This window comes from Dyadobacter sp. LHD-138 (assembly GCF_030929615.1).
Taxonomy (GTDB): domain Bacteria; phylum Bacteroidota; class Bacteroidia; order Cytophagales; family Spirosomataceae; genus Dyadobacter.
On the sequence record NZ_JAVFVU010000002.1, the window covers coordinates 40,357 to 55,494 of the forward strand.

The 15,138-nt window shown below is 45.2% G+C and carries 7 protein-coding genes; all 7 read right to left on the reverse strand.

Annotated features, from left to right (window positions below; all coding sequences use genetic code 11):
* Window positions 1-9: 9 nt before the first annotated feature.
* The 7 genes from RB622_RS01095 to RB622_RS01125 all read right to left on the reverse strand — a co-directional run bounded on the left by RB622_RS01095 (window position 10) and on the right by RB622_RS01125 (window position 15,133).
* A complete protein-coding gene (locus tag RB622_RS01095) occupies window positions 10-3,156 on the reverse strand; it encodes a TonB-dependent receptor (protein ID WP_308044632.1) in 3,147 nt (1,048 codons plus the stop codon).
* 686 nt (window positions 3,157-3,842) lie between these two features.
* Complete coding sequence (locus RB622_RS01100; RefSeq protein ID WP_308044633.1) at window positions 3,843-6,044, reverse strand: polysaccharide lyase family 8 super-sandwich domain-containing protein; 2,202 nt, start codon at window positions 6,042-6,044, stop codon at window positions 3,843-3,845.
* A 58-nt stretch (window positions 6,045-6,102) separates the two neighbouring features.
* The gene (locus RB622_RS01105) at window positions 6,103-7,980 is read right to left on the reverse strand and encodes a heparinase II/III family protein (protein WP_308044634.1); all 1,878 of its coding nucleotides are present in this window, start codon (window positions 7,978-7,980) and stop codon (window positions 6,103-6,105) included.
* A gap of 205 nt (window positions 7,981-8,185) precedes the next feature.
* Entirely contained in the window at window positions 8,186-9,172 is a 987-nt protein-coding gene (locus RB622_RS01110; protein ID WP_308044635.1) for a DUF4466 family protein, read from the reverse strand.
* A gap of 19 nt (window positions 9,173-9,191) precedes the next feature.
* On the reverse strand, window positions 9,192-9,599 hold the full coding sequence (locus RB622_RS01115) for a hypothetical protein (protein WP_308044636.1): 408 nt from the start codon (window positions 9,597-9,599) through the stop codon (window positions 9,192-9,194).
* Between the two features lie 41 nt (window positions 9,600-9,640).
* Window positions 9,641-11,482: a RagB/SusD family nutrient uptake outer membrane protein gene (locus RB622_RS01120; protein WP_308044637.1), complete on the reverse strand. Its 1,842-nt coding sequence runs from the start codon at window positions 11,480-11,482 to the stop codon at window positions 9,641-9,643.
* Between the two features lie 12 nt (window positions 11,483-11,494).
* The gene (locus RB622_RS01125; RefSeq protein ID WP_308044638.1) at window positions 11,495-15,133 is read right to left on the reverse strand and encodes a TonB-dependent receptor; all 3,639 of its coding nucleotides are present in this window, start codon (window positions 15,131-15,133) and stop codon (window positions 11,495-11,497) included.
* Window positions 15,134-15,138: the final 5 nt, after the last annotated feature.

A 15,138-nucleotide genomic window follows, 5' to 3' on the forward strand; every position in this document is an offset into this window, starting at 1 on the left:
AAACCTTCCTTAGAATTTAACATTTAAACCAAAGGTCCAAACTCTGGTAGCCGGCGTGATACCATTGTTAACAGAGGTTCCATCGGTTTCCGGATCTACACCATTGTACTTGGAAATAAAGCTGGACCAGATTTTAGGCTGCTGAATACTTGTGAAAAGTCTCAACGACTCCAAACCTAACCGTTTGGTGATGTTATTACTAAAAGTATATCCGGCGTTAATGTTGCGGAGCTTAATAAACGACCCGCTAAAATAAATAAGGGAGGTATTGTACTGAGGAAATTCCTGGCTGCTAAACGGCCTTGGATACTGCGCATTCGGATTGTCAGGTGTCCAGTAATCCACTTTAATTTGCTGATAGCGACCTGCCAGCGCATTGTTATTTTGATGGAAACCGCTCACAATCTTTTGTCCGAAGCGTCCGAAAAAGAAGAATGATAGATCAAATCCCTTGTAAGCGAACCGGTTGGTTAATCCAACACTGAAATCCGGAACATCCGATCCGAGTAAAACGCGGTCCTGCGCATTGATAATACCATCATTGTTGGTATCCTGAAGTTTCACCTGGCCTACACCGGCACCCAATGCATTGTTTTGATCGCCCGGATAATATTTTTTCGCCTCCTCAGCCTCACTCACCTGCCAGATACCAATTTTCTTGTAGTCATAGAAAGAGTTAAGCGGTTGTCCGATAAACCATTTGTTTCCAACATCGTCCACTTTTCCATTGTACAGAGAAATAATTGCTTCACTGTTTTTAGTAAACTGCAAATCGGTATTCCATTTAAATCCGCCTTTGGTATTCATGTTGGTGGTTGTAATACCAAGCTCAACACCTCTGTTTCTTGTTTCTCCTACATTGCGTGTTACGGCGCTGAATCCGGTTGATCCGGGAAGCTGGTCAGACAAAAGCAGGTCGGTCGTATTGGTCTGATACACTTCCAAAGATCCCTGCACACGACCTGCGAAAATACTAAAGTCTACACCAAGGTTCGTCGAAGCCGAACTTTCCCAGCGCAGATCCTTATTTCCGATCGTACCCGGTCTGTAACCAAATGCACCGGTATTGTCCCATGCATAAACGGTTCTGTTAAGTAAACCCTGCGTTTGGTAAGGAGCCACCCCCTGGTTACCCACTTTACCCCAGCCAGCTCTCAATTTTAGTAAATCAAGCCATGAGGTACCCTTTAGAAAAGGCTCATTGCTGATGTTCCAACCCACTGCAACCCCTGGAAAATTACCCCATTTGGTATTCTCTCCAAACCGGCTCGATCCATCACGGCGTAATGTCAGTGTTACAAGATATTTATCATTGAAGTCATAATTGATACGACCAAGGAAGGAATTAATCGTCCATTCCGACAGGTTACTAACAGTTTGTAATATGGAACTTGCATTTCCCATGTTATAAAACTGCTGCGACTCAACAGGAACACCCTGCACATTCGTTCCAAAATTTTCAAATCTGTCACGCTGAATGGACTGAACCAGTGTGACGCCCAGATTGTGCTTGCCGCCGAATGATTTGTTGTAGCTAAGGATATTCTCAAGAGTCCAGTTGAAACCAAAACGGTTGAGATTGAGTGCCTGAGCATCACCACCTTTACGCGCATTGGTTTGGGCGCCAACAAATCTTCCCCAACGTGTAACGGTAATGTCCGGTCCAAAATTAACACGGTATTTCAAACCATCCAGAATTTGCGCTTCAGCATAAATACTGTTAAAAATTCTGTATCTTTTGGTATTATCAACCTGCGCACCTTTAACAATTTCAGCCAATGGGTTGGTCAAAAGGGCATCGTTTGTTGGCGAGAAATTGATACTTCCATCCTCTTTGTATGGAGCACCCAGCGGATTTTGCTGAATTGTAAAGCTATAAGGATTCAGGTTTTCCCCATTCCGATTGCTGTACATCAGGTACGACGAAATACCTACTTTAAGCCTCTTGTTAATACTGTGGTCAATATTTGTTCTAACAGAAGTCCGGGTATAATCCAGGCCCTCCGTAATACCTTTATCCTGAAAAACACCTGCTGAAATGTAAAACTGGGTTTTGTCATTTCCTCCCTGAACACCAAGGGTATGGTTTTGCTGAAACCCTTTTTTCAAAATCAGATCCTGGTAATCTGTACTTCGTCCTGCATCAATCCCTGCTTTGACATTGGGATCTCCACCCAATACGGCAATTTTTGCATCGGCCGCCGGATCGGATTTCCCTGTTGGTACATACACCCCATTGGCATCGGTATAGATAATTTCACCCTTGCTGTTTTTGGTTGAGCGATACGCCTCTCTCACATACTCAGCGAATTCAGGGCCATTAAAAAGATCTATTTTATTAAGTGCCTGCGATTGTCCAAAATAGGTATCATAAGTCACCGTTGTCTTGCCTTTTACTCCACCACGTTTCGTAGTTACAAGGACAACACCGTTCGCACCACGCGCACCATAAATCGCGGTGGCCGTTGCGTCTTTCAACACCTCCATCGATTGAATATCGTTGGGATTGATATCCTCATAACCAGCTGCCAGTGGTATTCCGTCAACTACATAAAGGGGATCATTTCCAGCGTTGAAAGAACGACGTCCACGGATAAGAATCTTCGGTACCGTTCCGGGCTTGGATCCTGCCTGGCTCACGTCAACACCGGCAGTACGACCCTGCAGTGCCTGTCCAAGGTTGGTAATCGGCATTTCAGTAATTTCCTTGGCTGAAACAGATGAAATGGCACCGGTCGTCTGGCTTTTCCGCTGCGTTCCGTAACCCACTACAACCACCTCGCTCAAACTTTTCATATCGCTGGCAAGCGCTACCGAAATAACACTTTGCCCGCCCACCGATATTTCCTGTGTAATAAAACCAACGGATGAGAACACCAAAACGGAACCATTATCCTGAACATCAATTTTGAACTTACCATCGGCATCGGTATTAGTCCCTATTCGCGTTCCCTTCAAAACCACGGACACGCCGGGAATTGGCGTGTTGTCCTCGGATGAGAGCACCTGCCCCGTCACCGTTTTGTCTATTGTTGTTCTTATGTTCAGAACAGAAGAACCTAATGTGCCTCCGTGAGCTGTCGCGCCCAGGCCCATTACACTCACCACGGCACAACCTATTAAGTATTGCCTGATACACGTAAAATTTTTTTTCATATAAAATGGATATGTTAGAATTACAAAATGTTCTTAAACGCTATGTTGCTGACGAAGAAACAGACATTTAGCCCCTATGTAAATGAGATAATTTTTTCGCCAAATAATCATACAAGACCCCGTAAAAATGGAGTCAGGTCAACAAAGGCATCATCCTGGTTTATCCAACTGATTTTTGGACGTGTAAGGCGGAGAAATAATTCTGGTTTGAAGTTCCATATGCATGTAGAGATTGGTTAGGTGATATTTACGCTATACGTCACCGGCTTACCGGGACACTTATCTTCTTAAAATGCAACATTAAAATTAATTATATCCAATTATTTCTTGTTTTGATTCATTTAAACCGATTGCATTAATTAGAACAAAATCAATAAATCTACTTTTCTGCTTGTAAAGTACAATTGTGTATTAATGGTTGAGATTATGGAAAGGAGCAGACAATTGAAAAAGAAAGACGAATTTTATTTACGCAAACGTTCTCGGGAACGTTGCCAGAATAGAAATCATTGGATATTAAATTGTAAAATATGGACATTTGCCAGTAATTTTAAAAATACTGACGCCAACAATTTCTATAAATTCATTGTATTATATCGTTATTAACTAATAATTAAAACAGCATATAAATTATTATCGAGTAAGATGGTTGTAACCAAAAGCTACTCTACTACAACAGGTTAAGATCACTTCAACACTTCCGCCACCACAGTCTTACCTGCCAACCCCTCCACAGGCAAAACAAATGTGATGATACTTGCTTTTTTTTCCTTGTTCCATTCAGCCTTCCATAGCGCGCCCTTACCTTGAACGTTACACGTCATCCCCAGCTGAATAGATTTCAATTTTGCTGTCGGATCCGATACACTGATTTTCTCGATCGAATTACCTTTGGTTTTAATGATAACCAGACAGGGATTTTCAGCACTTACCACAATTCCGTTCCCCATGGTGATCTTACCTGCTTTGTAAAAAACAATTCCAGTCTGGTTTAATACCCTATGCTGCACGGCCTGTATCTCCGGTGTGTTGGCAAGGATGCTGATCACCGGATTTTCCACATAATCCCGAACACCATTTCCCCCAATGCCCGGAACTACAATGTATTGATAATCACTATTTTCCGGTTTCCCTCCGTGATCCAGCCACGCCGTGAAAACTTCCGCTTTCACTGGCTCGTCTGTCGCCCAGGACTGATGGTTGATCCTGCGCCAGTTGCCCGTTGCTGTCGTATTGCTTACGGATAAATTTGTTGCTTTTGAAAACAGATAAGCGACACTGTCATGTAATATCCAGCTGACGTTGGCTAGCTTGTGACTTCCTTCCTGCAACGTTTCTACCTGCTTATCATGGCTAACCAGTACGGGTCCTTTCAATAAACACTGATTCAGCGTCGTAAAAACGGGCAGTTCCGACTCCGAGCTTATGCCAGCCCCCAGACTCACATATTCCTTATCAAAAAAGAACCATGATTTCCTCGCTTTCAAAGGATCATGCACGCTGGCAAAATCAAAAGCCGCAATGCCATACCTTCCGTCCGTGACACCACCTGCAAAATCAGTCAGGCCTTTTTTGGCAAGCTCTTTCCAATGTGCCACAGCCGGTTTTTGCAAGACCGTTGTGCCCGGTATTTTCTGCCAGTCCCAAACCGGAAAGATCTGGTAATACTCCTTTCCTGTACGTGAAATAAAGTTACTGCCATCACCATAATGATGATTTTGCAATCCTTCCTCATTGTGCGGCTGCTCCATATTGTTGGCTCGGCTGGAATGCATCCGTACCGAAACATAGTAATCCCGCCGCTGATGCGTGTAATAATGCGAATGCCAGAAATAATGATCCCCAGTCAGATTAGGCTTCACTTCGCCTTTTTTGATCTTTACTATATTTTCCAGTTCGGCCTTGCGGTATGAGGTTGCGGTCAAAAGATTCTCAGCCAATTCAGGTCCAACCGGGTTCAACGCACCTTTTCGGCTTATGCCACGATTCTCTGCGCCCGGGTCCGGGTATTTTCCATAAATCAGAGACGGACAAATCCCGTCCAGGAAATAATCCACCAGCAATTTCATGGCCTGATCCGGCAATTTGTATTTTGTCCCTTCAATTTTTACAGCCCAATAGGCAAACGCACCCGCATAACCGGTCCCATAGGCCAATGTAGAAATCACGTTGTCGGTACGGTGATGAAAACTCAGGTCCGGTTTCATGCCGCGCCCCGTGCTCACCTTAATTTCAGACGCCATCACGTTGATAACCTGCGCGAGTTCCTGCGAATTTCTTTGAAAAAGTGCCTGTTTCCCCCGCATACCGGCAATCTGTATCAAATCACCGCCCGGCCTTGCGCCGGACGCTTCCAGGTTGGCTCTTCCCGCAATAAAAACACCTTCCTTCTTTTGCCTTTCCGTTAAATCATTATCCATGACCAGGAGCATATTGATCATGAGCTGCGGCGTTCCCATCTCATTCCACCACCAGTTATCACAAATAAAATCATGGTCGAGCCAAAAATCCAAAGCCGTTGAAAATACCCTCTTCACTTCCTGATTTTCATGGAACGCAGATCCGTTTTTTTTATATGCACGGCTCAATTCCAGCATATTACGTAAATGTTCACTGTGTTCAAATCCTGTTCTGGATACGTCCTGGTAGTTGATTTCCGGCCATGTTCCGTCTGGTTTCTGACTTTTTATCAATGTTTTGATTTCCTGAACGTTAACAGCCGGTTCCATTAAGTCTGCGACAACTCTTTTTCGGATCAATTCCAGATCTGCGTTGGTTTGTCCTTTTCCCTGCATCACCGGCACCGACCGATGCGGCTCTGAAACGATATTGTTTTGAGCGATTGTCTGAAAACTTAATAACAACAGAATGAACAGATACTTTTTCATGGATCAGGATTTAAAAAGCCCGAAACGAATAGCCCGGGCTCATTGAATTTTCAGGATTTTATTTCATGTTAACAGTCCAGGAGTCGAGCGCCGGGATCGAAACCACCCGCTCTGAATCCGTGAAATGTACATTAAAGCTCCACACCGAATTGGCTGGAAGTTTGGCTTCAAAACCAACAAACTGTGTATCAGGATTCGGCGCGTCATAATCATGCGTTGGCTCAGTGGACCAGGTCTTAATCTCAATTTTCGCCTCCGTGTCGATAATCAAAAACATCTTTTTGCCGTGCTGCGACAGCTCGATGGTCTTTTCATTTACAATTTTAACAGTTGCCGGTGTCAGCAGATTCCACCGCATGGTAACCGGCTTATTCAGCGTTTTTACCTCGTCTCTCACCACCACGGAACGCTGATCCAGGATAGAAATGCCACGCTGCGTGGATGCAACCTGGCCCTCGTACATTTTGGAAAGATCAGAAATAACCGCTGGCTTATCCGGTGCCTCAGACCAGGCATCAACTTTCGCATAACCTTTCACCTGCTGCAATTGTCCGTCAAAAGTCAGTGTGTTATGCGCCAGATTATTTAACCGGAAAACTTCCCAACGCTGGGAGTTTTGCGCTCTGTTCCATAAATCGACGCCTTTTGTTTCAAGAGAATTGTAATCCTGCATCCCAAAATCCATTGCCCAGCGCTCACCATTGGCATCGAGAACAAAGGAACCCACATCCATATGCGCGTGATTGACCGACGGCGAACCGGCTTTAAATCCCACAAAAACCGCGTTCGTATCCGTCCAGGAAGTACGCATCAGGCCCACAGGACTGGGCCCCTGGCCCACCCAAATTTTCTTTTGCGGCTCCCTGATTGATTCCAGATCGGTTTTAACGCCCCAAACCAGTAAGGCTGGTAAAATCCGGTTTTTTACAAAACTTTTTTCTGGATTGTCAAGCAGCTTTTTCTGATTCCATAAAAGAGAAGTATCTTTGGTCTTATCTGCAAACCAGAACATCGCGGGACTTAATCCGCCTTTCAAACCACTGTCTCCCCAGTTGCCCGCCAAACCCGTTGGCCCCACCAGATTTTGCATAAATCCGGCAGTTTTCAAAAAACCCGGAGCGGCGGATAATCCAAAATCAGTCCCCAGCGCTTTTTCTATTGCACTGTTAAATAACACGTTAAAACTTGTACCGTACTCCCAATAACTGAACCCTTCCGGATAAGCGCCGTCCGGCTCATAGGAAGTCATCATAGCGCGTGGAATGGAAGCAACCGCACGGGTTATTACTTTTCTTGCCAGTTCCGGTTCGTCTTCCGCGATCGCCAAAACGCCAAAAGTCATCCCGGCATTACACACCTGGTTCCAGTTGTGTTCGGCTTTTAAAAATGAATTGTATTGATCATCAAAAGACGGATTTATTCCCTTGGAGATAATCGCTTCGCGGATCGTTTTGCGATTTTCTTCCGATAATTTATCAAACAGCCAGTCGTAGCCAATCGCAACAGCCATGGTCATTTCGGCTACATCCAGAAAATGCGTTGGATTCCAGTCTTCAAAGGCTGAAACCGCGAGCAGTTCTTTTTCGGCTCTTTTTAAATATTTATCATCGCCTGTGGTTCTGTAAGCGTATGACAATTGAAAAACCCGCCGTAAGCATTCCCGTGATTTATCCAGCAGACGCTTCCCGATCTTAATCCGTTCAACCGGCGGCTGATCGATGATTTTATCACATTCTGCCAAAATACCCTGATGAACGGCATTCCATTGTTTATGTTTTTTGGTCTGTCGGATGATTAATTGTTCTTCCCCTTTTAACAAAAGCAGCCTTGGATGTGATGCTTTCAACGATTTAAGCACATCAGGTGAAGACTTATTTTCCTGGGCAAACAGGATATTAGTTAACAACAGGCAAAGCAGGATCAGGATTTTTTTCATGGTTCAGGATTACGTTGGAGTTTGGAAAATTCAATCAATAACACTTGAAAACCGGCAGCCTTATCAAAAGCGTAAAAACATAAAAACACTACTTCATTTATTGTCGATCTTTTACAGAAACCAGTTGGAAAGATTTAAGTGGGCTATTAACCATTTTTCCCGCACAACGAAAAACGTCATGCGGGAAAAATTTGGCTCAGATCATTTATTTCAAGGTATAACGCTTTATGCTGATTTTGGCACTTTTGGTCGTATTGTTTATTGAATTCATGTAAATGTATGCCCTGTACTTTCCATCGGCAGTCTCTACCCAGGCACCGGCTTCTGCGCGCATGTTAATGGCAAAATCAGGCGCGTCGGTAATACTTAGCTGCTGAAAATCCGGATCATCAATAAAAACACCGAATTGTAACCTTGCCAGCTGCTGATCACGCAGTGCCCAGACCTTGTTAATCTTCGCGCTACGGTTGACGCCGGCCGGTAGTTTCACGCCAGGAAGATATTCCTTGTTGGAAGGCGCAACCAGCGCGTGGTTAAAAGTAATGTTGGGAATGGACCGGTAAAGATACACCAGGTCAATTTTATCGGCTTTTGCAGCCGCGTCCGCAGAACCGTAAACAGCCATATCCGCAATGGATATGTAAGCGGCCGTGCTATCCTTGACATCCAGATCGAGCACCATGTCCATTTGTGCAATCTTGTATGGCCCCATGGAATAGGTCACCGTCTGCCCGTTACTTGCATTCGCAGAAAATTTAAAGGTAACCTCCTGCCCTCTCGCAGCATTGGGAATGCGGTAAAAGTAACGCAGCGTGGCAGCAATCGTGTCTTTCGTAAAAGTCACCGTCGTTTTAGCCCCGCTAGTCACAGAAGCACTCCCGACTTCGATGCCCACATCCTGCCCGCTGCCGTTGGTGTAATAGGACTTATTATCAAGATATGTCCCTTCCGCTCCCCCAATGGATGCCTCCACCTGCGCAGACACCAGCTTTCCCAACGATTTGGGAATTGCCATCGCGTAAGCAAATTCAATATTGAGCCCAACCATGTTTGGCCCCAGTGTCCTTTTGATCACATCATTTTGCAACTCATTTTTAGGCGTAACCGTAAGACCATCATCGTCATCACAAGCTGTCATTACAAACGTCACTGACAACATCATAATCAAACCGAACAAATAACTGTGTTTCATAATTTTTTCAAGTTAGGGATTAAGGTTTTTGAACCGTAATTTTCACCGTATACGTTTTTTTCACCTGACGGTTTCCTGAAATGACTGTATACTTTTTAGGATTTTCCAGGTCTGAGAAATCCACTTTACCGGTAATTTTCGGTTCCAGTTTCGCATCCGTGACAAGCGAAAACTGCGGTCTGAGACTTTTAAGATCTGTACCATAAAACACTTCCACATCAACGGTCAAGGCCACGGTATCAACCACTGCATTTTTTGTCCTTACTGTTTGAAAATCAGAGCCAAGCAGTTCAAAATTACTGACATAACACTGTGTCCTGCTGGTGATCAGGAGGCCGTCCTCATCAACCGGAAAATCTTCCTTGCAGGCGATCATGGCTATGGCCGTGAGAAATACTGCGCCTATTAATCTTATATTTTTTAACATCTTTTTCGCTGTTTAATATTGGAAATAACTGAGCTTACACATTACAACCAGGGTGTATTTTGGGTAAGGTTCGGATTACGGTCACGTTCTCCCGGTGGTATCCTGAAAATATAATTTTGCTGATACGTCCTTTCCGATGTATTCTGAAAATAGCGATCCATATTGGCTCCATGAGAATCGATCCGCCATACACCTTCGGTATACGGAGCTCCCCAAACCCGCTCCATCGCTCTCCAGCGGCGGATATCAAAGCCACGGTGTCCTTCCGCGAAAAGCTCGACGATGCGCTCCTGCTCGATGGCTGCAAAAAACGCTGCGCTATTCGCCGTTTTTTCAGCTTTCAAAGCCGGAAGATTTCCTCTGCGGCGTATTTTATTTACCAATGCAATCGCATCCACCTCGGGGCCTTTGACAGCATTTGTGGCTTCGGCATACATCAGATACACATCCGCAAGACGCATAACAGGATAATTGTAATCTCCGTCGCTTCGGCCTTGTCCGGCATAATTGCGCAGGAATTTCCTGAACACATAGCCCGAATTACTTCCATCGGTATTATAAGTCGTGTATTTATTGCCATCAATGGTGACGGGCTGGTTCCAGGTTTTATAAATAAAAGGGCACCATCCCGTTGATTTCAAGGAAATTAAACCAACACTCACCTCATAATCCCACATAATCGATGATTTCATACGGTAGTCACGATTTTTATAACTCGCAGGATTTACCGCAGAGTTCAGCGTAGTCCTGGCTCCGGCATTCGCTGCGTTCATAGGGATCAGTTTGGGTGCAAAATCTCCCGTGATAGTCGACTGATATCTGTCTGCAATTTCGTAGCGCGGTGATACCCAGCACTGCGATCCCTCGTGAGAGCGTCCTGCAACGTCACGCATCAATTCTTCTCCCTGTCCGGTTCCCGTTCCGCCGTGGGTAAAGCCCATGATAATTTCCGGATCATTGTTGGCAACCGGTGTGAAGAGATAATAATAATTCGGCAGTTTTTCGGCTTTTCCCAGAGAATCAATATCGCCCGGTTCTCCGTTACGGAAAAGCGTAAGGCCAAAATCATTGATCACTTTGCCGAAATCAGCCGCCGCAGCCGTGTAAGCCGCATCCGCCGCATTGGCATCGGCCTTAAATGTACCCAGTTCGGGCCATCCGAATTTATTCCAGCTTGCCCAGTACAATTGCAGTTTCCCACGGAAAGCCAACGCCGCCGGCTTACCTGCACGACCCGTAGCTGCTGCTTTTGCGGGAAGTTTTTCATAGGCATAAGTAAAATCCGCCATGATGGAATCCTTCACCTGCGCGATAGGCGTCCGGGTTAAGCCCGAAACCTCTGCATTGTTATTGATCACTTTATGGATATAAGGAACATCCCCCCACATGGATATCAGGCGAAAATAGACCATCCCGCGCAATAACCTGGCCTCCCCCAGGATTGTCTGGAGCCTGGGAATTGATTCAGGTTTGGCTGTTGCCATCATCTTATTTACGTTCTCAATGACGTAGTTGGCACGGTTGGCCCCACCATATAAGTAGCGATACATTTTATCAAAACTTCCGGCATAACCACTTGGGTTAAAGTTTCCCCCCTGGTAAGCATCCCCAAGCCTGAGGTTGTTGTTTGTCACGCTGGTTCCTCTTGTTCTGACATATTCTCCATGTCCGTCCAGATAATAATCACGGTCGAACAAAGGTCTTATCGATGAGTAAGCCCCCTGAAGGGCGAAGGTTGCATCCTCTTCTGTTTTCCAGAACACGCTGGTAGCTACTTCCGTGGTTGGCTCTTGTTCAAGCAAATCATGCACACAGGCACTTGCAAAAAATAGCAATCCTGACAAAAGCGTTACCGTTATTATTTTTGGGTTAATATTTTTCATACGCATAGCTTTTTAGATACCGATATTGATACCAACTGAATAAGATTTGTTCAAGGGATACGCATCGCTTTTATTTCCATCCATTTCCGGATCAAGGCCACGAAATTTGGTGAAAGTCGCCAGGTTTTCAGACGATGCGAAAATCCGGAAGCTGCTGATGCCGATCTTTCTGAGTAAGGTCGCTGGCAATGTATAGCCAAGCTGCACATTTTTTACACGCAGATAAGCCAGGTTATCAAGCCAGAAAGTAGTTTCCTCCCGGTTTGCGCTACCACCCAGACGCGGCCAGGCTCCTCCACGGTTTTCAACCGACCAGGGATTTTCCCAATGTTTCACAGTGGATGCGTATCGCTGCGTGGCGAAGTTGACATTGTTATAATCATTAAGCCAAAAATCTTTACGCCCAGCGGCCCCCTGCAATAAAAATGAAACGTCTATTCCCTTCCATGAGAAATTTGCATTCATTGAAAAGTTGGTTGTCGGTCTGTTACGCTGCGTTTTGGGATATGCCTTTTTATCATTGTCATCAATCCGGCCGTCTCCATTGATATCTTTGCGAAGAATATCGCCCGGCGAAGCACCTTGCGGGGTGGCGTTGTAAACGTCCTGCCAGGTCTGCGCGATACCGTTGTCTTCGTAGGTGTACAAATGGCTATAAGGCATGCCAATGAAAACCGTGTTACCAGATGCATTTACACCATTAACCGAAGTCGTCGCTCCTCTTCCCAAAAATTCATTCCATTTTTCAAGCCGGGTGGCATTGTAGGAACCATTCAGGTTAATCATATAAGTTACATCTCCCAATTTGTCCCGCCAGGCAAGATTAACCTCAACGCCTCGGTTTCTTAAATCACCAATATTCTTCCGGGGTGCGTCATAAGCGCCTGTCAGCAGGATAGACATTTCAGAAGGCCGGTTCATTCCCGTTGTCAGACGATCATAGTAATCAATATCAGTGGTCAGTCTGTTATTTAGAAAGCCCAGATCGATTCCCAGGTTTAATACCTTCGTCGTTTCCCAGGAAAGATCACGGTTCACCAGTTTTTTATTGATAAAACCCTTCACGATACCGCCCCCGGCCATATAATTGCTGGACGCCAGGGTCTGCTGCTGCTCATACCGATCGACGCCGCTATTGTTTCCCAGACTTCCGTAAGAAGCACGAAATTTACCATTGGTCAGAAAACGAGAGGTGAACCCGTTAAGAAATGACTCTTCCGTAAACCGCCATCCAACTGCCGCGGATGGAAAAAAACCATACTGGCTTCCAGGCAGAAACTTGGAAGACCCGTCTGTACGGAAATTTAATTCAAGTAAATATTTGTCATAAGCAGCATAATTAATCCTTCCGATATAGGACCTTAAACCCTCTGTTGAGGAATTTCCTCCCGTCGACTGAATATCCGTAAGTGCCGCATCGACCTCGTGTAAGGAAGGATACAAACGGTCGTTTCGGGAAGTTGCCTGATAACGATCATACCAATACTCTTCACTATATACGAACATCGCGCCCAGCTCATGATTTTTGGCAATCGTCGTGTTGTAATTCAGACGACCGTTCAGCATCGTTTTGAAACCGGTGTTCGTAAAATTGCCAACACCAGCATTGGCACCTACATAAACCCGGCTACCGAAACTGTTTGTCTGGAAGTTGTAAGCCTGGTTGGGAATACTTGCGTTCCACCGAAATTGGTTATAATAATTCAGCGCGTAATCGATACGGGCAGTCAGCCCTTTGATTGGCGTCCAGTCGAGGTACATGCTGGTATTGGCTTCCTGACGGTTTTGTTTATTAAGGTTATTGACATAAACCGTGTAGGGATTATAGGCCTGCGGATCTTCGTTGTAAGCCATCACGCCACCGAAATAACCCGTCACAGGATCGTAAGGAACAATGCCGGCGATGGCGGCCTTCAAGTCAAAACCAGCCGTGTTGAGCGGATCATCATCGGTAAATCCGTCTTCAAGCGCATAGCTCAGATTAGACCAGTTCCCATTGAATTTTATACCTGTGTTGATATTTTTACGGATCTTGTAATCATAATTAAAACGTGCATTATAGCGCTTGTAATTATTATTGACCTGCAATCCTTTTTCATCCATCATCCCCACAGAAATAAAGAAGTTGGATTTCTCACCTCCGCCCGATGCGGATAAATTGTAATTCTGGATCGCCCCGTTGCGCATAATTACGTCCCACCAGTCCGTATTGGGGTATTTCAACGGATCAATCATGCCCAAAGCCATCCACTGATCAATGGTTCCATCTTTGAAAAGCAGATTGGAGCGCAGCGTGTTAACCCCGGCAGCACGTTGGTGTAAAGTTAGCGCGCGCGGATAATCGGCCATAAAATCGTAGGCTTTGGTCGGGACCTGAACGGCATAATTTCCCGTGAAATTGATCGTGGCTTTTTCCTGCCCTTTACCCGACTTGGTCGTGATCAGAATAACCCCATTCGCAGCCCGGGAACCATACACCGACGACGAAGTTGCATCTTTCAATACGGAAATACTTTCGATATCATTCATGTTGATACGGTTAATGTCAACATCGGGCATCCCATCGACCACGACCAGCGGATTGCTGTTGTTTACCGTACCCAACCCGCGGATGATCAGGGCCGCATTATTTCTTCCGGCCATACCCGAATTCTGTGTAACGGCAAGGCCCGGAACAAGTCCGGATAACCCGGACGAAACATTGGAAAGTGAGCGACTGGTTATTTTTTCGTCAATTTTAATGGAAGAAACCGCTCCCGTCAGATTGACTTTCTTTTGGGTCCCATAACCTACAACGATTATTTCCTCCAACGATTTGTCCTCCGATTTAAGTTTAATAGTTAAATTCTGCTGGTTTCCAACCTGTATATCCTGCGAAACAAAACCAATAAAACTGAAAGTCAGTATGGAAGAACTGCTGGCAACGGTAATCCGAAATTCTCCGTTGGTATCCGTTGACGTACCATTGGAAGTACTTTTTTCAATCACATTAACGCCTGGCAAAGCATCCCCTTTTTCATCAGAAACCCTGCCGGAAACCGTTACCGCCATGGCCGGGATGGCATGGTGCATCACCTGTTGGATCCGCTGTGAATAAGCCTGATCTGCCGGCTTGTTGATAGAAGTTTCCGGTTTAATACTTCCGGAAGTGCCCGGTATTTTGATCTCCTCGGTTACCGTACGGGCACCGGCCGCAGTCACATAAATGGTTTCATTAACCCTTTTAAAACTCAGACCCGTTTCCCTGGAGATGTACCTAAGTAATTCGCCAAGGCTTTCGTTTTCAAAATTGCGTTTAAGGCGCTTATTAAAGACGAGTTTTCTGTCATACTGGAAATTCAGGTCCGCCTTTTCGACAATAGCACTGAATGCCTCTTCGAGTTTAACATCTTTTAATTTGATGGAAATGTAGATTTGTTCCATGCTTTTTTCCTGGAATCGCCTCTCGTTTTTGACGGAGGCTTCCGCAGAAAAGCTGAATAATAACAAACCGGCTATCGCATATACTTTCAATATTGTGCGTAATGGAGGTGGTATAGCTTTTACATTCATTGTATATTTGGTTAGGTTAGTCAGTAAAATCCGTTGCCAGCACGTCGTCTGGCCTGTTGCCCACGAAATCCCTGTTCCGCGGCTAGCTGGTATCTTCATTTTTC

Coding starts and splice junctions, on each gene's coding strand:
- RB622_RS01095 (WP_308044632.1), bottom strand. CDS start 3,156: ATGAAAAAAAATTTTACGTGTATCAGGCAATACTTAATAGGTTGTGCC.
- RB622_RS01100 (WP_308044633.1), bottom strand. CDS start 6,044: ATGAAAAAGTATCTGTTCATTCTGTTGTTATTAAGTTTTCAGACAATC.
- RB622_RS01105 (WP_308044634.1), bottom strand. CDS start 7,980: ATGAAAAAAATCCTGATCCTGCTTTGCCTGTTGTTAACTAATATCCTG.
- RB622_RS01110 (WP_308044635.1), bottom strand. CDS start 9,172: ATGAAACACAGTTATTTGTTCGGTTTGATTATGATGTTGTCAGTGACG.
- RB622_RS01115 (WP_308044636.1), bottom strand. CDS start 9,599: ATGTTAAAAAATATAAGATTAATAGGCGCAGTATTTCTCACGGCCATA.
- RB622_RS01120 (WP_308044637.1), bottom strand. CDS start 11,482: ATGAAAAATATTAACCCAAAAATAATAACGGTAACGCTTTTGTCAGGA.
- RB622_RS01125 (WP_308044638.1), bottom strand. CDS start 15,133: ATGAAGATACCAGCTAGCCGCGGAACAGGGATTTCGTGGGCAACAGGC.